Here is a 21,534-nt window from a genome sequence, read left to right on the forward strand (position 1 = left end):
TATGAGGTTCAACTACCGAATTCCACTCATCTTTTTGTTTTTCGCTGTTTATATACTGCTAGAAATCAACTTGAATCTTAAGCTGATTGATCTCTACTCAAACCCAGTTACATCGGTGCTTGGAGCAAAGGCTGAAGAGGCTCACTTTGTCGAGTTCCTTGGGCGGATGATTACTGGGTTTGGTTTAGCTTTGGCGCTGGTTACATTAATTCCGGAGCTGTCATTTGAGCGTAAATACCGAAGTGCGTTTGTGCGCAGAAGTATTCGATTGCTCATGTTTCTTGCGTTGTGGGCAGTGCTAATTCCCTCGATTCGAGTGGTGGTGGATTCTGTTGTTGAGAATTCATCACCAGAACAAAAGATGAATGCGGTTCGTGCGGTTATTTTCAAAGAGGCTTATTTGGCCGATATGGTCGCGATTGACGATCTCGAGCGATTATCCGTATCTAACGAAACGCAAAGCGAAAAGAAGTTGGTTGTATCACTAATTCCATCGTTGGCGTATTTTTCAGAAAGATTTAATGGTTACATTGGTCGCCAGTTAGATGAGCTAACCAATGTTTATATTAGAAACTATCAAAATGCTGCTTTTACTCGTGATGCAGTGCCAAAGTTAAATAGCTTGAGTTCGTTGTATGAGCAAGAAATGGAATTGTATAGCTCGGCGCAACGTGATGCGCGCGAGGTTATGGGAACGGTTCAAAATTACGATAATTTAGAGGCTAAGACGCGAGAATGGCACGACCAAGCAGTGCAATTATTGAATACGAGTTGGGATTCGTATGTTAGTGAATACGAAAAGGCTTCAGATCTTGCTGATACGATAACTGAACAAATTTACGATGATTATCGTGATCAAGCAAAAGACTATGAACGGGTGAGCTGTAATGCGGATTGTAAGGAGCGAATTCGTGTCAACTGGTCTAACTTTATCACGAGCCTCACGTGGGAAGATGGTTCCAAGATTCAACTCTATTTTGAGCCCGATGAACCTCATTTTTATTTGCTGTATTTGTTCGGCCGAGAGAACCATTTTAAGGCCTATATTCAAAACGCTCGCCGAGCATTTTTGAACAAATTGTGGGGTGTAGAGGAAGACGTAACTTATGAGAGCTTCATTAATAATGACAAGGTGATTAGCTTTGTTATAACCCAAGTACGAAAGTTAGAGATGCCGCTCTCGGTTAATTGGAAGCCCACCCGTATGGATATCACGCGGAGTGATGTCGAGAAATATTATGCGGGCAAGGGAGAGTCGGTTTGGAAACGCTACTATGAGCGTTCGGAATTTGATGTTAGTAACCGCTCACTGAACCGAGTTGAGTTTTTTAAGCTGCCGCAAATTAAGGCTTATGCACGCGACGAACTGGACTCGTTTTATATTGATGCCTACGAGCCCTATTTGTCTAACAGTGAGTATTATGAGCTCTGGAATAATCGGCAAAAAGAAAAAAACCTCTCGTTTGTGCAGCTGATTAGCTCAACGGTTGCCGATGCAGCTTTTTCACCTGGCGGTTCATTCCACCAAATAGGTATTGAAGCCGTTAAGTTTGCTGTGATCCCACCTATTTCGATCATGCTTAGTTTTTTAGCCATCTTTCTTCTTGTCCTGAAGGCGAGTCGTTATTTGCGTGACGAGTGGGCGTATGCAGCGAATAAGATCCTATGGGCCTTTGTTGCACTTGGTTTGATTATTCCGGTCGCAATTTCGGTGCTGTCTTCAAATTCCTATACGCGAATGATGGCTGACTTTGTAGGTAAAAAGCAAAGTCCAAGCGTATATGAGTCGTTTGTGAGTTATGGCTTTGGGGTTTTCTTAGATTTAGAGAGCACAATTTATCATCAGCGGGACGTTTTAAAGATTCCAGGGTTCGGTGACTATGAAGAGAAGGACCCAGTTAAAGCGATCTATGAGCGTGTAAGAGATTACGATGATGCGATGTATGAAAGCCTTCGTTTTGCGCCTGAGCTGATTAACCTTTCAGAAGTTCCAGAGCCCTACGATATTAACTTATCGATACTCAAGCGTGACTTAAATGTCGGGATGTTCATGGGCGTTAAGATGGACGGCATGGCTGTTGATTCAGTGAGTATTCCTAATGTCTTTGGCAATGACAAGCTCGGTTATATTTTTGAATCACGTTTTATTTTGGACCCGAATTATGACGATCTGTTCGTGAGCCATATGTTGAATGCGCGTGATCCGGACTATTGGTTGAAGCTTGCATCGAACGACGTGGGCCGCATCTCACTGTTAAATAAGTTAGAGCAAAAGACTGCTGATTTCTTGCGGTCGCGATCTGACTTAACGGCGAACATTAATAGCAGTATTGCTCAGGGGTATCGAAACATTATCTTCATTCAATTGAATCGTGAAGATCAGTATGAATGTCTTCGTTTGCCGGAGTTTACTATTTCAACATTTGTAGAGATGTTCTCCGGGGCCGACATTTCGACCACTGAGAAATATCGTTGTGGGGGAGTCTTTTAATGAAGAAGTTCACGCAAAAAATAGCTCAGCTAATGATCAATAATTTTCTTTTGGTGGCTGTCCTTTTTGGTGGTTTGTTGTTCGTGTCATATCACCAGCAAGCGGCTTTTAATAAAGAATACTCAAAGGCTCTCGAGTCAGTTCAACGCATCAAAACCAAAATCGCACTAACCCTAAATCACTCATAAAGTTAAAGGAAGCATGTCATGGAGAATCGGTTTTTTAATATCAAGATTGAGCTGTCAATGCTTTTCTCTTTCGGTATTGCTGTCTACTTAATGGTGACCGCACACAATGCCAATCTAGAAAATGCCCAAAAGCTAAATGAAATGCTGGTTAAGTATGAGCACCAGCTCGATAGCATGATTTCCTCTGATCAGGAAACCTTAAAAATTTATAAGGAGAACCTTGATAAGGCGGCAAGTTCACTTTCAGATGAAGAAAAAGAGTTTCTTCTGCGTGTACTAGAACTGGAAGGTTGATCATTCCCTAGGGTTGGAGTTTCAAGAAGGAATAAAAAATGTTCGACATGCTAAACCATAATTTGGAGGTCGTTGCCAACAAGTTTTTTTATGACTGGTTCATGCAGATTGTTTACATTCTTTGCGTTTTATATATACCTATCTTTCTTGCCCGAAGAAAAGAAGATGGATTCTTCGGCATAACGGTTATTTACTTTGTAGCGACTATTGTGCCCTTCGCTCAGCTATTGCTTTTGCTCATAGCACTACCAATTTCCTTGGGTAGTATTCTTAGCTTGATCAAAGACTCTTAGTAACCTTCCTTGGGCTCGGTTTTTGGTTAACCAGTAACCACTGACAAACGAACCATGTTAATTTGAGACCTCTGGCCTAATACATGGCAGAAATCCCGCCTTTCCAAACTTGCATGAGGGAGGGCAGCCCTCTCTCATGAACAGCTGATTTATTCTGCGAGTGGTTCTAAAAATGGGGGCCTGTCGCAAAACTGAAATCTGATTGAAAATATGGTGTTATTTCAGGGAAAATGTCAACTTTCTCCCGCCCAAGCACCCCAAAAACGGAAATAAACTGCGGCGCACGCGGATCTGCGTTAGAATGGGCGCTCTTATCACAATTGAGTAGCATATTTATACATGACTTTTTCTGAACTCGGACTTTGCCCTGAAATTCTTACCGCCCTTACACGCCAAGGTTATACCGAACCCACCCCCATTCAAGCACAGGCGATTCCAGCTGTACTTGCGGGCAATGACGTGATGGCGGCAGCACAAACAGGCACGGGCAAAACCGCGGGATTTACCTTACCGATTTTAGAACGGCTCAAAGATGGCGAGCGCGCAAAACCCAACACGGCGCGGGTATTGATCCTTACGCCGACGCGCGAACTCGCGGCGCAGGTGGGTGAGAGTGTTGCAACCTACGGTGCTGGCCTCTCGTTAAACTACGCGGTCGTCTTCGGCGGTGTGAAAATCAATCCGCAGATGATGAAGCTGCGCAAAGGCGTGGACATCCTCGTCGCCACACCAGGTCGTTTGATGGACCTGTACCAGCAGAATGCCGTGCGTTTCCCGAAATTAGACGTGTTAGTGCTTGATGAAGCCGATCGCATGCTCGACATGGGCTTCATCCACGACATTAAGAAAATTATTAAATTGTTGCCAGCCAAGCGCCAGACGTTGATGTTCTCAGCGACCTTCTCCAGCGAAATTCGCACCCTCGCTAAAACGCTGGTCAACAATCCGGTTGAGATCTCAGTAGCACCGCCGAACTCGACCGCAGAGCGCATCGATCAGATCATGTACGCGGCTGCGAAGAGCGAAAAACCGCGCATGCTCATGCAATTGTTGCGTAACCTTAACTTACCGCAGGTACTGGTGTTTTCACGCACCAAACACGGCGCCAATCGCTTGGTTAAACAGCTCGAAGCAGATGGATTTCTCGCCGCCGCGATTCACGGCAACAAGAGCCAGGGCGCGCGAACCAAAGCTTTGTCTGAGTTTAAATCCGGCAAGGTGAATGTGTTGGTCGCGACCGACATTGCCGCGCGTGGACTCGACATCGAGAAACTGCCGTACGTGATCAATTACGATCTGCCGCAGGTTCCTGAAGACTATGTGCACCGCATTGGCCGTACCGGCCGCGCAGGGCAGGTCGGTCACGCGATTTCATTGGTGATGGACGAAGAATTCAGAACTCTGAAAGCCATTGAAAAGCTGATCGGTCAGCCGATTGAACGCCATACACTGGAAGGCTTTGCCGACGTTGCCCTGACGGGCAAAACGCCACCGCCAAAGCAAGGTCAACGTGCACCGCGCGCGCCGCGTAAACCGCAAGGTAGTGGTGGCAACAAGCGTCCAGGCGGCAGTGGCAATAAAGGCCGTGATGCCAGCCGCAGAAGTAATCATCGTAAGGGTGATTAACTCGTTGTACTGCCGCCGACGAGCTCTGAGTTAGCTACGTCGGCGGTAGATCTCACCTATGACCCCGTAACCTTACTATTTGTTACATTGCAGTGTTGTGACTCGCAAACTATAACTAGTGCAAGCCTTTCGTTATAAGAGCGCGTCACTATGAACTCAACGAACACTGCCATCTCTCAGCAGCAAATCTCAGGCATGCGCTTTGCGCTTATCGGCGCTATCTTAATTGCCATAAGCTTTGGTTTAGCACGCTTTGCGTTTGGTTTGTTCATACCGCAAATACGCGATGAACTTGGCATGAGCGCTAGTACCATCGGTGTTATCGCCGCTCTTCCCTTGATCAGTTTCGTGATTGTCAGTTTAGTTGCCCCCTTAGTCACCAAATATTTTGGCGCGCGAAACACCACCGTTTTATCGGCTTCGTTTAGTGTTCTCGGTCTGGCTCTCATTAGTCTGGCAACTGGCCCTATCAGTCTCGGCATAGGAGTTTTCGCTTGTGGTATATCTGCCGGATTAATGATGCCAGCGTTAACCTCGGCTATGCAGGCGTTGGTAGATCGTTCTATCCATGGGCGCGTCAGCTCAGTTATGAATGCGGGTACTAGCATTGGTGTCGCGCTCTCTGTGCCGGCTGTACTATTTTTAGTCGGTGCATGGCGCTACGCGTATTTATCATTCACGCTAATAGCCATTATTGGTGTTCTTCTTGCTTGGTATTTAATTCCCTCGGTTTCCAGGGTCACTCCCGCAAATGCAGCGCCGCCACCCAAAATTACCGTTAGACAGTGGTGGAATCTGTTAAAGCTAGCCTTGTTTGCCTTCGCCATGGGCTTTATTGCTTCAGCTTACTGGACCTTTGCGCCGGATTTAGCCACCAATTTAGGCTCATTATCATCCAGGCAGACGGGTTGGTTATGGTTGGCATTAGGTATTGCAGGCTTAGGAGGAGCTATTGTCAGTGACTTGGCAGACAGGAATAACCCTGCCATCACCCACGCACTCATGCTGATGATGTTGACAACCAGTTTAACTTTGTTGGCCGCTAGTCCAGGTCAAATCTATCTTGCGGTTTTTTCAGCTGTTATCTTTGGTCTGGCTTATATGAGTTTAACCGGACTTTACTTAATGACAGGTATCCGCTTATTGCCGGGACGTTTGTCGATAGGACCTGTGTTGCCCTTTTTGGCGGTTGCCTTAGGCCAGGCAGCAGGGACGCCGCTTGTCGGCGTGCTCGTCGGTGAGCTGGGTTATGCAGAAAGCTTCTCCATCTTTGCAGCGGTGGGAATTCTTATCGCACTGATATCGCCATTTTATCCGGGCCATAGTGAAGAGGACGCTGGTATACCTGAAGATGAGACCGGCCTTCAGGCTGCCTTTGATTATCAGCTTCAGGATGAAGAAGGCGAGCCTCTGGAGATTACCAATACTCAACAAACGGATAAGGGCGATGAGACCTAGATTATCCGAGGGCAAAAAAACGGCTGAAATTATAGCCGTGCGGGGATAACTATCATCTCAAATGAGAGTGAATTGGATGGCGATCGGAGAATTAAGCTCTAATGTCCTATTGAATGTCCGGCACTCGTCACAGGTATAGCAAAAAACGCAATGGCCAACATCGCAACGACAAGTAGACCAAAACCTATCCCGCGGGCGATATGGCGCTCATTTCCGATAGAACTGATCGCATGAACTGCGGCGATCAAGCATTGCAGCGCATAGTAAAGGGCAAAAGCGCGGGACGCGTAGGCGATAATGGAGAATATATCGGTGGACCACAGCAGACCAATGGCTAAGATCGCCACTGTGAGGTATGCGGTATGCTTTGAGATACTCTTGTCGGATGCCTCTTCGACCAGGCCTCCGGAGCCAATCATGTCGGCAACTGCTGCCGAGAACTGGCTCATGACTGCGGCGATAATCAAAAGCCACGGAAGAACAAAGGCGATTTCTGCAGATAAGTCGATGACCCCGGTTTCACTGATGGTTTCAAATTCATCGAACAGCGTAGTCGCTAACGCAATAAAACAGACATAGATCGCTGCCGCAATCAGCTGTCCATATCGCATGGTCTTAATGCGAAGATGGGCCGGGTAGTCGCCTCGTAAATAACGCGATGTTTCAAACCCCTGAACAATCAGAAATGAGCCAAGCAGGATGCGCACCGTCTCGAGGTTAAAGTCAGGATCAAGTTGTGGCACTTGCCAGTCGCCACTAAGCGCCTGTTCCGCGTTGAAAAAGGCGAGCCCAAGGATGAAAGCGCTAATAATTGCCAATTTAACGTTAACTGAGGATTCCTCAAGGGCTTCAAGGAGTCTCAGGCCGCGTAACCAACCGAAAAGTCCGATAAATATAAGCAGTAGGGTAGCGATAGTTTTCTGAGCCACTGGGTTTTCATAGCCCACTAACCGCAAGGAAAAAGCGCCAAGCAGCTCAAGGTAAAAAGTAATGGCGATAATATAGGCGAAAGCCAGAACGAGTTTGGCCAGCTCACCTGCCCACGTCAGGGCTTTGTAGGTTGTTTGCTGATCTGTTTCTGTCAGAGGTTCCGAGAATTTAATATTGTAACGCACCGCTTTGCCCACCAGAAAAGCCAGTGCGAGTATCGCGATAACCGCTACTATGGCCCAGGCCCCCACGGTAAAAGCCAGTAATGGAGCGACAATGAGAAAGCCACTGCCGATAATTGAAGCAAGCGGGATAGCTGTGGCACGCCAAAGTTCAGAGTCACGAATCTTGGGCAGGAAAAGAATAATTACAACAGCAACGGCTAACAACGTCACAATGACGTTGAGAGACCAATCGGCTGCACTTAATGAATGAAAGTTGGTTTCAGGCATTCATCTGACTCTAAGTTAATCTTCCGGTAAGTGAACGGGCGCGTTAAATTTCCCTGTCTTATCTGAGCTGATTCTCTTTTAATATCGGCCGCAAGTCATCCAGCTTATCAAACAGGTGCCAGATGTAGTTCTTGGTGCCATTCTCGCGGTGCGGATGCAGATCGGCCAGTGCCGGATCGTCGCAGTAACTTTCGAACGCTTCTTTTGATTCCCATTCGACCAGGATAAGCACGGTGCGTGGGGTGATGTCGCCTTGCGCAGCTTCTTTGAACTTGCCGAGCGAGATAACTTTGCCGCCGTGGGCTTCAACTTCTTTTGCAGACCGGCGTGCGTAGGCGAGGTATTCGTCTTTGTTGGCAATATCAAAAAGATTGAGCGCGTAAACAGGCATGGGCAGAGCTCCTTGTTCGTTTTGTTCGATGATAACCAATTTATGCGTTAACCGCATTAACACAAATAAGTCGTGGCACGGAGCGGATACTGCTCGATCTATCCGAAGTGTCGCGGTATGTTGAGCTATGTCTTGAACTGATGGATACCTTGATTGCCGCGCATCCAGCGCTTTGCTTAGAATGAGGATAGTGAGGAGTAAATAGCATGGAAACTAATGATAGTCGCTCTAACTCTGATTACGCGGAAGAAACGCTTACGTTTGACCAGGTTGGCGAGTTGTCCGGCGACGTCTTACTTGAGTTTGGTGCGCCCTGGTGTGGACACTGTCAGGCCGCAAACTCTGCAATAACAGAAGTAGTAGCTGAACATCCGAGACTGCGTCATATTAAAATATATGACGGAAAGGGCAAACGACTTGGCCGTGGCTTCAGGGTAAAGCTCTGGCCGACACTGATACTGCTGCGCGACGGCAAGGAAGTGGACCGTCTGGTGCGGCCACTGCGCGCTGCCGAGGTTCGTGAGTTAATGTCGAAAAGCAGTTAAAAGCTGCCCACGGGAGACTTCAATATGCCGTCTTGGCGTTGGAGTTGGTGGTGAGAACCAAATCTTCATGGTTGCTGAAGAATATTACGTTTGAAGGCTAAACCTAGGCATAAAAAATGACGGGCGCAGAGTCCTGGTGCCCGCCATTTCATTTGGATTCTAAATGCATATTCCCGGAGTAAATGAATCATCTATCTCAACGTCACGGATATCACTGCAAACGCCTTCTGCTGTATTACAGCCTCTTAATCGATAGTATGCATAAGTATTGTCGAACAAGAATGAACCTTTGTTGTAGCTATTAATAAGCTCGTATTTTTCGCCGTCATTACTGCCGTAAAAACGATATCGAATGTCTGCGAATCGATCATTTAACAAATAGCCATCCATACGATAAGTGGTGCACATATTCTTATTAAACTCTTGCGCTTTAGACAAAAATGAGGAGTCTTCGCGACTTAAGTTGTTGGCCAGGTAATGTGACGCTTTCGGTTGAGTTAAAATTTCGCCTCCAAGCAAAATACGCATAGTGTTTTCAAAGTTAACCGCACCTGCGCCACAACCAATAACCGCGCAAGATGTATCACCACCATTTGCACCTACTGTCAGATCCCTTGCACCTGATTTCATTATATTACGCACTTCTTCACCCGTTAGGGTTTTGTCGTAAAGTTTAATAAGACCCGCAAGACCCGCTACGATAGGACCTGAAAATGATGTACCACTTACTCCTGAATAATCAGTTTCAAGCGCTTCAAGTGTTTTAGTAGCAGTTGCAGCACGGACAGAAGAACCAAGCGCCATTAAATCAATACCAGTACCGTAGTTTGTAAAGTTTGTAGGATTACCCCATTCGGTTACTGCACCCACACTTACAAAATAAGGACAACCAGCGACTGAACCATCTGACATATGATAACGACTGTTACCAGCAGAGACAATCAATACAACGCCACGATCAGAAGCCATTTTCGCAAATTCAGCCAATGCACCAGTAGAACCCGACTGATCAACAGAACAGTACCAACCTTCACTACCAAAAGACATATTAATAACATCGGCTGGATATTGGGTTTTCGGTGTCAGTGTTTCATTAAAACCTGCACTATAAAATGCTGGCAACTCTAACTCACCAATAGACCAGTACATCGCCATAAGGTTAAAGCTTGAATAACCACCACAATCATCAACAGCAAGAGCAGAAACAAGGTTTACATTATCTTGTGGGATAATACCTGCGATACCAATGTTGTTATTTGAAGTCGCACCGATAATTGATGCAGCATTCAAACCGTGTGATGATTTAATCGCTGTACCATCTGTTTCGTAACGAATCCAATCGTATTCAGCAGCCTGTTCAGCAGTTGGTTCATTTTGTAAGTAACCATAACCATTATTAGAACGGTTGCTGCATGATTCATAAATCGCATAATCTGGACGACTTGGATCTTGTGAACCATTTAACCAAATAACACCGTCATCACCTTCATCATAATCATAAGTGTACTTAATATCCATATACTCAGCGTATTGCACATCTTCATGCTCAATAAAACCTGAATCAATTACATGAACATTTACTTTATCATTTGTGTTAAATACACCGTGGCGTGACATTAAATCAATTGCCGCTTCAATTGAAGCGGCACCATAATAACCTGATGATTGCTTAGCAAAGTGGATTTGCTCTGGATAAACAGGATCGTTAAAGCTGCTTGGGTTTAATACAGACATACCACCCACATCACCTTCATCACCCTTTGATTGCAAAGTAATATACTGATCTTCTTCAACATAGTTAAAATAACCCGTGCTAAATAAATTGTCAGCGACTTTATTTAATGGAGCTCTATCTGTTGTAGCTACCGTAATAATATGGATATCATTAAAAAAACTATGAAATTGTACTTCGTATCCGAATAGTCGTTTAATTTCACTTTTGAAAGACTGATCGGTTTTGAAGTCATTGATATCGCGAGTATGAACTTGTCCTTTATATGAGAAACTAACTCCAGAACCGCTGTTTTTTCGTCGAAGCTCTTCATTATTAACAAGCGACATGGATAAATTTTCATCTTTAAAGGACACCATAAAACGATACAAAGTTTTGTTGCTATTTTCCGCGTAAAACTGGTTGTTGGTCGTTTCTTGTGCAAAGGATTCAATATACGATTGTGAGTTAGATTCTATCGCTAAAGCTGACGAAGACATAAGAAGTAACACAGCAGAATGAGTTAATAGCTTTGAAATAAGTGATTTCATGATTAATTCCCTAATCGGTATCTAAAAGTCTTCGTGACTATCGAATAAGCTCAAAGAACAAGTCCTGGCTACTTGCATGAACACCAACAAGATAAGAATATGCGCCGTCAAACAGCCAGATGTCATTGGCGTAGCTGCCGTAATTGCTATTACCCACAAGCAAACTGTATGTTTCAGCCGAGGATACAGTATTAGGGTATATACCACTGTATAGGTCAGCATTTAGCAAACCATAGTTTGTACCGTTTATACGGTTGTACTCTGTAACATAATCATTAATCATACGAACTTTATATTCAGCCGCATTATTAACCGATTCTTTACGAGATTTACTATCAACATCAAACAATTTTACTGACATTTCGCCCTTATATTGAAGAATCATATCATTCCAAAAATCAATATTTACAACAGAGGCAAAATTAAGACCGACACTGTAATCCACTGTATTTTCAGCATAAACCATGCGGTATAAACGACCCACCAGAGTAACCATAGTTTTATTATACTGTTCAAGATTACGGGTGATCAGGTATGGTTCATTCATCTGCGCATAACCATTTGCTTCAAAGGTTTCCATCCAAAAGTTTAAAACCATATCAAGCTCTAATTCAGAAGCAGCCAATTTAATATACTCAACTAATAGATCTTCTGCCTCTTTACGGTTTTGAACAAAAGTTGAATATTCATTAACGCTTAGCAAAAATGGTGCATAAGAAACAGTAACACTATCATTTAAACGATTACCGCTTTCATCCAACAAGTAATACACAATACCCAGATAGAATGGAGAAATCCAATCCTGATTCGTGTCAATCAAACCTTCTGGATCACTTAATTTAAAAGTCAGTTCATTAGCATCATATGACCAAGTGAAGTCAATATCATTCGCTGAATCCCCAAAAGTCGGGCGGTATAACACATCAACAACCTCAATTTCACGATAATCTTGTGTAAACGCATAATCATCCAATGGTCGCAAATCAGCATAAGTGTATTCTTTATCCAATTCTGCAATGTTAACTGTCGTAAATGGTTCAAGAACAGAACCCGACATTAGGTTTGAATAAGCAAAATAGACATCATAATATTTTGATTGCGAATCACCATCTGCGTTGGTTACAGTAAATTCAAGCACAACATCACGATCATGAGTTAAATGATCGGTTAACACTGTTATTTCCTGCGCATAAGAATCATGCTTAACAACAGCTTCACCAACAAGCGTCTTGGGATCTTCATCAGTATTCTTATTAGTATCCAAATTGAATACTGTTACCACTACTGATTCAACATCACCAAAATCTTGATTAATTTCATAAGAGAAATTAGCGGTAGCACCTATACTTGCCTGATAATGAGCTGTTACTTCTAATGATTCATTGCCACGAGGATTAAACGTTGCTGGTTGCTCGCCGTTGCAGTAACCGACCAAACAAAATGCCGTCACATAGGCACTGGTGTCGGAGGTAACATCAACGTTAACAGTAAAAGTCGTAGACAAATCGACAGCATTGGTGACGGTTAGCGTCATGGTTTCAAACTGGCCGAGCACGGCGTTATCATTGACATCAAGTGTTATTCCGCTGGTCCCATCTAAGGTGTAGTCGAGACCTTCGGTTGTGGACGCTGTTACCTTAACCGTTTCGTCAGAGTTATTGGCGGCAATACTCCAGGCTAGCGAGGTTGAACCCTGCAGAGGGAGGCTGATGTTAATTTCACCACCACTGACGTCTTGTTCGTTATAAGTTATTGAGGGTGTCCGCGGGATTTCGTCGAAGCTTGCAGTGATGGTGCAGTTAGCAGTCACTGCATTAGTGGTAAAAACGTTAGCATCCAGAGCGCCGCCACAAGAACTGGTTACTTCGCCTATTTCGAAATGCTCTTCCTGAGTAAGGGTGACCGAGGCTTTTTCGTTTTCCTTAACTTTCTGGCTGGTTGGGCTGACGCTGCCGCCTGAACCATCAACGCTCGCTGATACCTCGTAAAAAGTCGTAGTGGCACCACCACCACCACCACCACCGCCGCTTGGAGACGAATCACCGCCACCGCCACAAGCTGATAATAGGAAAAGCGTCGAAAAAACAATGAGGGGACGTAGTGCTGTCATATGTAGGTAAACTCCATTTATAAGTAATCCCTAACTATTTGTTACATAGCAATACAGTAATGTCAAAAAATAATCAACATGAATTCATCAAGTCAGTGTGCTTAGCGTTCAGGAGGATTCCGATTTCGTGTTGTTGCTTGCAGCAAGATACCCTAAGCTTTCTAAGTAATACTCAGAGCTAGATTTGATTGAGCACTAGGCAAGGAACAATTATGGACAACTTCATGCAAGCCGCCATTGAAGAGGCGAAAAAAGGACTGGAAGAGGGCGGTGTACCCATCGGCTCCGTCATTGTGTATCACGGTAAGATTATTGGTCGTGGGCACAATCGTCGTGTGCAAAGCGGCAGTCCTATTTTGCATGGCGAAATGGACGCTTTTGCTGACGCCGGTCGGCAGCCAGCATCGGTCTACAAAGAGTGCGTCATTTACACGACGTTATCACCCTGCTGTATGTGCTCAGGGGCAATCGAGCTGTACGGCATTCCTCATGTTGTTGTCGGAGAGAACCAGACCTTCATGGGCGCCGAGGACCGCCTGCGTAAAGCTGGCGTGAAAGTCGAGGTGTTGCAGGATCCGACCTGTATTGAGCTGATGACAACGTTCATCGCCGACAAGCCCGAGCTCTGGTTTGAAGATATTGGTGAATAGTGTTGAATCCAGCAAACTATTCTCAGTGATCGAACGTATTAAATCCAAACTCTAAAGGGGACACCATAATGTTTGGATTATTTAAGTCGAACCCGACTAAAAAGATGCGTAAACAGCTGGAGCAGCTCCAGCTAAAAGCTGTGGAAATGCAGCGCAATGGCGATATCCGCGGCAGTTTAGGGATCAGCCAGGAAGCCGACGAGCTTTGGAAGAAGATCCAGGCGATGGAAGTAGAACAAAAGTAAACGCAAGGCGCGGGTTTACCGCGCCGGTTTAACCCAGCGCGAAAACACGAACAGTAGCAAGGCAAAAATTGCGCCTAAGGTGTCGGCGAGCATGTCTTTCTGGGCATCCCAGACGTCGCCTTGTGAACCGAGGAACTCGATGCCGGCGTCGCCGCCTTCGATGACGGCGAACTGCCATTCAATGATTTCGTATGCAGCAGCCACGGACATAATGAAAAACAAGCCGAAGAACATCGCGGTAACGGGACGGGCCCATTGCTTGCGAAGCAATAACTCGGCGGCAGGGTAGGCGTAAAAGCCGACACTGAAGTGTGACATGCGATCGTAGTGATTGCGTTCGAAACCGAAGAAGTCGCTGAACCAGTCAAAGGGCACGTTGGCAAAGGTGTAGTGTGCGCCTATGGTATGCAGGATCAGGAGCACGCTCATTAAAACGTAGCTGGTGTTGCTGAAGCGAAACTTTGGATAGGTCACCACCAAACCAAGGAAAATGGCGATGATAGGCACCATCTCCGCCCACCACACGGTCATGTCGGCAGGATTTATGTAAGACCACACCATGGTGGCAATAATAACAACAGCAAGAAAATGTGGAATTCGATACTGCCAACCATTGCCTGAAGTGGTCATGAGATTAATCCTTCTCGGTGTGTCCCGCTAAGGGCCAGCCGCCAAGGTTTTTGTAGCGGTTGACCATCCAACAAAAGAGTTCTGCGGTGCGTTCGGTGTCGTACAAGGCCGAGTGCGCCTGTTTACTGTCAAAAGCGATACCGGCGGCCTGACAGGCTTTAATCAATACCGTCTGACCTAAGGTAAGCGCTGCCAGTGCAGCGGTATCGAAGGTGACAAACGGGTGGAACGGATTACGTTTCAGGTTGCTACGCTCGGCGGCAGCCATCATGAAACCCAGATCAAAGGTCGCGTTATGTCCGACCAGCACTGAGCGCTGACAACCTGCGTCTTTCTGCGCTTTGCGGATCGGCTTGAACATTTCTTTGAGCGCTTCATCTTCAGGTACCGCGCCACGCAATGGCGAATGCGGATCAATGCCATTAAAATCTATTGCTGCCTGCTCAATGTTGGCGCCCTCGAAAGGACTCACGTGGTAATGAATGCGCTCAGCGGGATGCAGCCAGCCTTGCTCATCAAATTCGAGGGTAACCGCAGCGATTTCCAGCAGCGCATCGGTCGTGGCGTTAAAACCTGCGGTTTCAACGTCGATGACCACCGGCAGATAGCCGCGGAAGCGTTGTTTCATTAAGCTCGGCTCGGCGTCGCTCATAAGTCGTCGCTTTCTTTACGTTCAATCAGTTCAATAGCATAACCATCAGGATCACGAACAAAGGCAATCACGGTTTTACCGCCTTTAACGGGACCAGGTTTACGGTAAACATCAGCACCTTTGGCTTCTAAATCTTCACATAAACCATAGATATCTTCGACGCCAATGGCGATATGGCCATAACCGTCACCCAGGTCGTATTCGCTCTTGTCCCAATTGTACGTCAGCTCAAGCACTGTATGGTCTTTTTCATCGCCGTAACCAACGAAGGCGAGGGTGTAGGTGTACTCTTCATTATCCGTCTGGCGTAGTAGTTTCATGCCCATCAGTTCAGTGTAGAACTTGATAGAGCGGTCCAGATCGCCGACACGCAACATGGTGTGTAGCATTCGCATAGCGTACTCCTTACTTGTCTGAATTCAGCGGTCGAAATCAATCGTCCGAGGTTTTGTCTTTATACTCGCATAAATCTTCGATAATGCAGCTGCCGCAACGGGGTTTACGTGCGATGCAGGTGTAGCGACCGTGCAGGATAAACCAATGGTGCGCATCCACTTTAAACTCGCTCGGTATCACTTTCTCTAGTTTGTCTTCAACGGCACGAACCGTTTTACCAGGCGCAAACTTCGTGCGGTTCGAAACCCGAAAAATGTGGGTATCCACGGCAATGGTTGGCCAGCCGAAGGCAGTATTGAGAACCACGTTGGCGGTCTTGCGGCCCACTCCCGGAAGCGCTTCTAATGCGGCACGGTCTTCGGGTACTTCGCCGTCGTGTTTGTCGACCAGAATTTTTGCGGTTTTAATTACGTTTTCAGCTTTGGCGTTAAATAAACCGATGGTTTTAATGTAATCCTTGACGCCATCGACGCCAAGTTCGAGCATTTGCTCTGGTGTGTTGGCGACCGGGAAGAGTTTGCGGGTAGCTTTGTTCACGCCGACATCGGTGGCCTGCGCCGAAAGCATCACCGCAATCAGCAACTCGAAACTTGAGTCAAACTCAAGTTCCGTGGTGGGGTTGGGATTATTCTCCCGCAGGCGCGTTAATATCTCGATACGTTTTTGTTTGTTCATGATTCCGGTAAATTGTTATTGCGCTGTGACGCGAACACGGGTGACTTCTTTCGCCGGCTTGGTGGCACGCTGCTCACGGTAATGATCAATCAGATTCTTAATCGCAATGATAAAGCCCATGGCAATAAATGCACCAGGCGGTAATATCGCCAGTAACAGTGGGTAATCCACTGCAAACAGCTCAATTCTTAATGCTGCGGCCCAGTCGCCGAGCAGCAGTTCAGCACCATCGAACAGGGTGCCGTTGCCGATGACTTCACGAATGCCGCCTAACACGATAAGCACTAAGGTAAAGCCAAGCCCCATCATTAAACCGTCAAACGCCGAGCGCCGCCACGGATTCTTTGAGGCGAAAGCTTCGGCCCGACCTATGATGGCACAGTTGGTGACAATCAGTGGAATAAAAATCCCCAACGACTGATATAAGCCATACACGTAGGCATTCATCAGTAACTGAATCATAGTCACAAAGGTGGCAATGACCATCACAAACACCGGAATTCGAATTTCTTTCGGAACCCAGTTGCGGACCAGCGAAACGGTAATATTCGAACCTACCAGCACCAGCAAGGTGGCCAGCCCCAGCCCCAGAGCATTGGTGACCGTGGCGGTCACTGCTAATAATGGGCACAGGCCAAGCAGTTGTACTAAGGCCGGATTGTTTTCCCAGAGTCCTTGCCAGGTAATACTCTTGTAGCTCATGACGATTGACCTCCGCAGGCGGTGGTTTGTTGCAGCCACTGGTCTTTATTGCGTTTAAATTTGGAGACGGTGCGCGCGACCGCTTGCACGACTGCGCGTGGGGTAATAGTAGCACCGGTAAATTGATCGAAGACGCCACCGTCGCGTTGCACGGCCCAGCGCTGATCATCAGGTCCGGTCACGGTCATGCCGTTGAAGCTGGTGATCCAGTCGCTTTTGCGGCGCTCGATTTTATCGCCCAGTCCCGGCGTTTCCTGATGCTTGAGGGTACGCACCCCGGCAACGGTATTGTCCCAGTTAATGGCGACCAGCAAGCGAATACCACCGGAATAGCCATTGGGCGCGACCACTTCGAAAGCGGCGGCGGTGGGTTCGCCGTTTTGGGTTGCCAGATACATAGGCGTCGGCGATGCAGCCAGGGCGGGATCGTCAATTAACCGGCAACTCGCATAAAGGTCGTTGTCGTGCGCTTGCGGTGGGATCAATTGATTCAGCACCTGCAGCAGTTCACGCTGTTGTTCACGGGCGATGGGCTCGGCGGTCAGCCGCGCAGTCAGCATCACCAACAGGGTAGCGACCACGGCAAAAGCCGCGAGGATGAGTCCGTTACGTTGCATACTGCGGGCGATCATGATTTCTCTCCATGGCCGTAGGCGACGGGCTGGGTGTACTTATCAATCACGGGAACCGTCATGTTGGCCAGCAACACGGCAAAAGCTACGGCGTCAGGGTAACCACCCCAGGTACGGATTGCGAATACCAGGAAGCCGATGAGTAAGCCGAAATACAGGCGGCCGCGGTTTGAGGTCGCAGCAGTGACCGGATCCGTGGCAATAAAGAAGGCGCCGAGCATGGTGGCACCGCTGAACAGGTGCATGACCGGCGACACGCTCTGGTCAGGGCTGAACATCCAGGCCAGGGCAGCTGGAACGGCTAAACCGAGCAACATACCTACCGGAATGTGCCAGTTGATCACCCGCACTTTAAGTAGGACTAGACCACCTAACAGGAACGCGGCGTTGACCCATTGCCAGCCCAAACCGGCAATACTGCCGAAAATCGGTTGTTGCAGTGCTTCGTCGATGGTCATTTCGTGATTCAGGGCAGTGCGCAGGCTGTCCAGTGGCGTTGCCATGGTCATGCCATCGGCGCCCATGCGCAATTGTTCTAAATCGTAACCACTGGGGGTGTAGCCGGTGAAAATAAGTACCGCGCTGTCAAAGAAACTAAGGTCGATCTGGCTCAGTTGCACCGGCAGCGGCCAGCTGGTCATTTGTACCGGAAAACTAATCAGCAGTACCACGTAACCGGCCATGGCGGGATTAAAGATGTTCATTCCGACGCCACCGTAAACATGTTTAACGATGATGATGGAGAACGCCGTACCTATGACAATAATCCACCAGGGGGCGAAACCAGGAATGCTGATGCCCAGTAAAATTGCGGTAACCAGGGCGGTATGATCGTGCCAGGCGGATTCTATTGGCCGGCCGCGGAGTTTCATGCACAGTGCTTCGGCGACCCAGGCGGTGATAACGGCCAGCATAAGCTGCCAAATCACACCCCAACCGAAGAAATAAATAATCGTCAGTAAACCCGGTACCAGAGCCAGATAAACCCAGCGCATGACCTGTTTTGTGGTGCGACGTTGATGACTGTGCGGCGACGCAGCGAGTTTAAAGGTCATGCGTTATCCTCGTCGTTTGATGACGCTTGTTCATCGGCAGCTTTTTGTTGTGCGGCTTTGCGCGCTTTGGCGCGGGCAATGGCGGCCTGAACCGCGTCCTGCGGATTATCACCGCCAGATTTTACTTGTTCCTGCTGCGCTTTCTTACGCGCTTCCGCAGCTTTGCGATGGCGCTCCAGCCGTTGTTCTTTTTCGCGTTCTAAGCGTTCGTTGCGCGCTTCAAAGCGCTCGCGGGCAATTTCCGCTTTGGCTTTCTCGCGCGCGATATTACGGATCTCGGCTTTTGCCTTACGGTAATAATGTACCAGCGGAATTTCACTCGGGCAGACGTAAGCGCATGCGCCGCATTCGATACAATCAAACAGATTCTGCTTTTCCAGACCTTCGTGATCTTTGGCTTTCGCCAACCACTGCAGCTGTTGCGGTAACAGCTCGGCCGGGCAGACATCGGAACAGGCGCCGCAACGGATGCAGGGCATTTCCTGTTGTGCAGGAGCCAGCTCAGTGGTGCTGGGAACCAGCAGGCAGTTACTGATTTTCACAATGGGTACATCGACGTCGGGCAGGGTAAAGCCCATCATGGGTCCGCCCATGATAATGCGTTGTTCGTTATCCTGCGCCTGAAAGCCGGTTTGCTGCAGCACATGGGCCACCGGTGTGCCAATCCGCACCCAATAGTTGCCCGGTTTGGCGACGGCTTCACCGGTCACCGTAACCACCCGTTCGGTCAGCGCTTCACCGTGACGAATGGCGCGGCTCACGGCGTAAGCGGTACCGACGTTCTGCATGATCAGGCCGATATCAATGGGTAAACCACGGCTTGGCACCTGGCGTCCGGTTAATAACTGGATCAGTTGTTTTTCACCGCCCGACGGATATTTGGTGGGCACCACCCGTAAACTGAAATGCGGGTGCTGTTGCAGCACGTCCTGCATTGCTGCGATAGCTTCAGGCTTATTGTCTTCAATGGCGACCAGACCTTTGTTGCAACCGGCAAGGTGCAACAAAATTTCCGCGCCGTCGATAATACTCTCGGCATGCTCGCGCATCAGCCGATCGTCGGCACTGATGTAGGGTTCACACTCGACACCGTTAATAATCAGGTAATCAATCGGGCGTTGCAGAGCTAGTTTCTGTGCTGTCGGGAAGCCGGCGCCACCTAAGCCGGCAATACCGGCGAGGCGAATGCTGTCCAGCAGCTCGGCGCGGGAAACCTGAGTGTAATCGGTTAGCCCTTGTTGCGGTACGCTCTCATCTTCACCGTCAGCACGGATGCGGATGACGATATCCGCCATACCGGACGGATGCGCGATGCGGCCGGGACCAATCGCTGTCACCGTGCCCGAAGTTGGTGCATGCACAGGCAAACCCTGGCCCGTGGTCGATTGGGTTAACGGTTGACCGCGCAAAACGCGCTCGTCGACCGCAACACAGATCTCGCCAGGTGCGCCGGTATGTTGTTTGATCGGCACCACGTAGGTGGCAGCCAATGCCAATTGGCCGATGGGCGAGTGATTGGACAGTTCTTTTCGCTCTGGTGGATGAATGCCACCCGGGAATGTCCAGATTTTACCAGTTTCGATAGCCTTCTTGGCTGCTGCGGACATCAGGACTTTGCCTCCACAATCTGTACTGGAATTTTTTCCAGATCCCACTGCCAGTTATCTGGTCGCGTTGGCACCGGTACCATATCGATACAATCGACGGGGCAGGGCTCGACACAAAGATCACAACCGGTGCACTCATGGGCAATCACTGTATGCATATGTTTGGCAGCGCCCAAAATCGCATCGACCGGACACGCCTGGATACACTTAGTACAACCGATACATTCATCTTCGCGAATCACCGCGACCTTCTTCACGTCTTCGGTGCCATGGGCCGAGTCGAGCGGTTTTGGCTCGACGCCCAGCAAGTCCGCTAAAGCTTTGATGGTCGCTTCGCCACCCGGCGGGCATTTATTGATGTCTTCGCCGTTGGCGATAGCCTGGGCGTATGGCCGACAGCCGGGATAACCGCACTGGCCGCACTGGGTTTGTGGTAACAGGGCGTCGATTTGTTCAACGATAGGATCGCTTTCCACCCGGAAGCGCACCGCGGCAAAACCGAGCACCAGACCGAAGATAAGCGCTAATACGCCAATGGCAATCAGAGCGGTAACAATACTCATGAAAGGGTCACCAGGCCGCTAAAGCCCATAAAGGCAAGTGACATTAAGCCCGCCGTGATCATGCCAACCGCCGCACCTTTGAAGGGTAAAGGTACGTCTGCTGCAGCGAGGCGTTCACGCAGGGCAGAGAATAAAATTAACACCAGTGAGAAGCCGATAGCGGCACCGAAGCCGTACACGATAGACTCAATGAAATTGTGTTGTTCGTTGATGTTCAGCAGCGCCACACCCAGCACCGCACAGTTCGTGGTGATCAAGGGTAAGAAGATGCCCAGCAAGCGATACAAGGTCGGGCTGGTTTTATGCACCACCATTTCGGTGAACTGCACCACCACGGCGATAACCAAGATAAAGCTAAGGGTCTGCAGGGCGAGCAGATCAAAAGGTGCCAGTAAATAATGATTTACCAGGTAGCTGCACACCGATGCGAGCGTCAGCACGAAGGTCGTGGCCGCAGACATACCGATGGCGGTCTCAAGCTTGTTGGAAACCCCCATAAAGGGGCACAAACCGAGAAACTTCACCAATACGAAGTTGTTGACTAGTACTGTCGCTACCAGCAGTAGCAAATACTCACCCATTTGAATCGCCCGAATCAGCTATTAAATCTTGCGTATTATCGAATGTTTAGCGCTATGAAACAACCGACAGACTGTAGTGTTATTGAACTTTGTCACGGAATCTTCA

21 protein-coding genes are annotated in these 21,534 nt (G+C 48.0%); 7 read left to right on the forward strand and 14 right to left on the reverse strand.

Features of this window, described 5'->3' with window-relative positions; translation table 11 throughout:
• The first annotated feature begins 1 nt into the window (after position 1).
• The 4 genes from CWI69_RS02080 to CWI69_RS02095 all read left to right on the forward strand — a co-directional run bounded on the left by CWI69_RS02080 (position 2) and on the right by CWI69_RS02095 (position 6,350).
• The gene (locus CWI69_RS02080; RefSeq protein ID WP_126761438.1) at positions 2-2,491 is read left to right on the forward strand and encodes a hypothetical protein; all 2,490 of its coding nucleotides are present in this window, start codon (positions 2-4) and stop codon (positions 2,489-2,491) included.
• Positions 2,492-2,697: 206 nt separating this feature from the next.
• Positions 2,698-2,973: a hypothetical protein gene (locus tag CWI69_RS02085; RefSeq protein ID WP_126761440.1), complete on the forward strand. Its 276-nt coding sequence runs from the start codon at positions 2,698-2,700 to the stop codon at positions 2,971-2,973.
• A 632-nt stretch (positions 2,974-3,605) separates the two neighbouring features.
• Entirely contained in the window at positions 3,606-4,892 is a 1,287-nt protein-coding gene (locus tag CWI69_RS02090) for a DEAD/DEAH box helicase (protein WP_126761442.1), read from the forward strand.
• A 150-nt stretch (positions 4,893-5,042) separates the two neighbouring features.
• Entirely contained in the window at positions 5,043-6,350 is a 1,308-nt protein-coding gene (locus CWI69_RS02095) for an MFS transporter (RefSeq protein WP_126761444.1), read from the forward strand.
• Between the two features lie 98 nt (positions 6,351-6,448).
• Here CWI69_RS02095 and CWI69_RS02100 read toward each other — a convergent pair whose 3' ends face one another.
• Both CWI69_RS02100 and CWI69_RS02105 read right to left on the reverse strand, forming a co-directional pair.
• A complete protein-coding gene (locus CWI69_RS02100) occupies positions 6,449-7,732 on the reverse strand; it encodes a hypothetical protein (RefSeq protein ID WP_126761446.1) in 1,284 nt (427 codons plus the stop codon).
• Positions 7,733-7,790: 58 nt separating this feature from the next.
• Entirely contained in the window at positions 7,791-8,123 is a 333-nt protein-coding gene (locus tag CWI69_RS02105; RefSeq protein ID WP_126761448.1) for a DUF1330 domain-containing protein, read from the reverse strand.
• Between the two features lie 206 nt (positions 8,124-8,329).
• Here CWI69_RS02105 and CWI69_RS02110 point away from each other — a divergent pair, with 206 nt between their 5' ends.
• Positions 8,330-8,668: a thioredoxin family protein gene (locus tag CWI69_RS02110; protein WP_126761450.1), complete on the forward strand. Its 339-nt coding sequence runs from the start codon at positions 8,330-8,332 to the stop codon at positions 8,666-8,668.
• 159 nt (positions 8,669-8,827) lie between these two features.
• On the opposite strand, the gene CWI69_RS02115 is transcribed toward CWI69_RS02110, so the two are convergent.
• On the reverse strand, positions 8,828-10,930 hold the full coding sequence (locus tag CWI69_RS02115; RefSeq protein ID WP_126761452.1) for a S8 family peptidase: 2,103 nt from the start codon (positions 10,928-10,930) through the stop codon (positions 8,828-8,830).
• A gap of 37 nt (positions 10,931-10,967) precedes the next feature.
• The gene (locus tag CWI69_RS02120) at positions 10,968-13,040 is read right to left on the reverse strand and encodes a hypothetical protein (protein ID WP_126761454.1); all 2,073 of its coding nucleotides are present in this window, start codon (positions 13,038-13,040) and stop codon (positions 10,968-10,970) included.
• Between the two features lie 212 nt (positions 13,041-13,252).
• Between CWI69_RS02120 and CWI69_RS02125 the strand changes: the two genes are divergently transcribed.
• On the forward strand, positions 13,253-13,690 hold the full coding sequence (locus CWI69_RS02125; RefSeq protein WP_126761456.1) for a nucleoside deaminase: 438 nt from the start codon (positions 13,253-13,255) through the stop codon (positions 13,688-13,690).
• Between the two features lie 68 nt (positions 13,691-13,758).
• Positions 13,759-13,935, forward strand: coding sequence for a DUF6435 family protein (locus CWI69_RS02130; RefSeq protein WP_126761458.1), 177 nt, complete (start codon positions 13,759-13,761; stop codon positions 13,933-13,935).
• A 15-nt stretch (positions 13,936-13,950) separates the two neighbouring features.
• On the opposite strand, the gene CWI69_RS02135 is transcribed toward CWI69_RS02130, so the two are convergent.
• Genes CWI69_RS02135 through rsxA form a run of 10 tightly spaced genes read right to left on the reverse strand, consistent with a single transcriptional unit; the run spans position 13,951 to position 21,428 of the window.
• Positions 13,951-14,565, reverse strand: a complete 615-nt coding sequence (locus tag CWI69_RS02135; RefSeq protein ID WP_126761460.1) for a DUF2238 domain-containing protein — start codon at positions 14,563-14,565, stop codon at positions 13,951-13,953.
• A 4-nt stretch (positions 14,566-14,569) separates the two neighbouring features.
• Positions 14,570-15,217, reverse strand: a complete 648-nt coding sequence (rnt, locus tag CWI69_RS02140; protein ID WP_126761462.1) for a ribonuclease T — start codon at positions 15,215-15,217, stop codon at positions 14,570-14,572.
• The gene (gloA, locus tag CWI69_RS02145) at positions 15,214-15,612 is read right to left on the reverse strand and encodes a lactoylglutathione lyase (RefSeq protein ID WP_126761464.1); all 399 of its coding nucleotides are present in this window, start codon (positions 15,610-15,612) and stop codon (positions 15,214-15,216) included. Before gloA ends, rnt begins: the two co-directional genes overlap by 4 nt.
• 37 nt (positions 15,613-15,649) lie before the next feature.
• Positions 15,650-16,288, reverse strand: coding sequence for an endonuclease III (gene nth, locus CWI69_RS02150; RefSeq protein ID WP_126761466.1), 639 nt, complete (start codon positions 16,286-16,288; stop codon positions 15,650-15,652).
• A gap of 15 nt (positions 16,289-16,303) precedes the next feature.
• Positions 16,304-16,990, reverse strand: coding sequence for an electron transport complex subunit E (locus CWI69_RS02155; RefSeq protein WP_126761468.1), 687 nt, complete (start codon positions 16,988-16,990; stop codon positions 16,304-16,306).
• A complete protein-coding gene (rsxG, locus tag CWI69_RS02160; RefSeq protein WP_126761470.1) occupies positions 16,987-17,622 on the reverse strand; it encodes an electron transport complex subunit RsxG in 636 nt (211 codons plus the stop codon). The genes CWI69_RS02155 and rsxG overlap by 4 nt, the downstream gene beginning before the upstream one ends.
• Positions 17,619-18,677 (reverse strand): electron transport complex subunit RsxD, encoded by a 1,059-nt coding sequence (rsxD, locus tag CWI69_RS02165; protein WP_126761472.1) that lies wholly within the window; start codon positions 18,675-18,677, stop codon positions 17,619-17,621. The genes rsxG and rsxD overlap by 4 nt, the downstream gene beginning before the upstream one ends.
• The gene (rsxC, locus tag CWI69_RS02170; RefSeq protein WP_126761474.1) at positions 18,674-20,284 is read right to left on the reverse strand and encodes an electron transport complex subunit RsxC; all 1,611 of its coding nucleotides are present in this window, start codon (positions 20,282-20,284) and stop codon (positions 18,674-18,676) included. The genes rsxD and rsxC overlap by 4 nt, the downstream gene beginning before the upstream one ends.
• Positions 20,284-20,847 carry an electron transport complex subunit RsxB gene (rsxB, locus tag CWI69_RS02175; protein WP_126761476.1) on the reverse strand — a complete coding sequence of 188 codons (564 nt, stop codon included), beginning with the start codon at positions 20,845-20,847 and terminating at the stop codon, positions 20,284-20,286. Before rsxB ends, rsxC begins: the two co-directional genes overlap by 1 nt.
• Positions 20,844-21,428: an electron transport complex subunit RsxA gene (gene rsxA / locus CWI69_RS02180; RefSeq protein ID WP_126761478.1), complete on the reverse strand. Its 585-nt coding sequence runs from the start codon at positions 21,426-21,428 to the stop codon at positions 20,844-20,846. Before rsxA ends, rsxB begins: the two co-directional genes overlap by 4 nt.
• Positions 21,429-21,534: the final 106 nt, after the last annotated feature.

It is taken from the genome of Pseudidiomarina halophila (assembly GCF_003987215.1).
GTDB lineage: Bacteria > Pseudomonadota > Gammaproteobacteria > Enterobacterales > Alteromonadaceae > Pseudidiomarina > Pseudidiomarina halophila.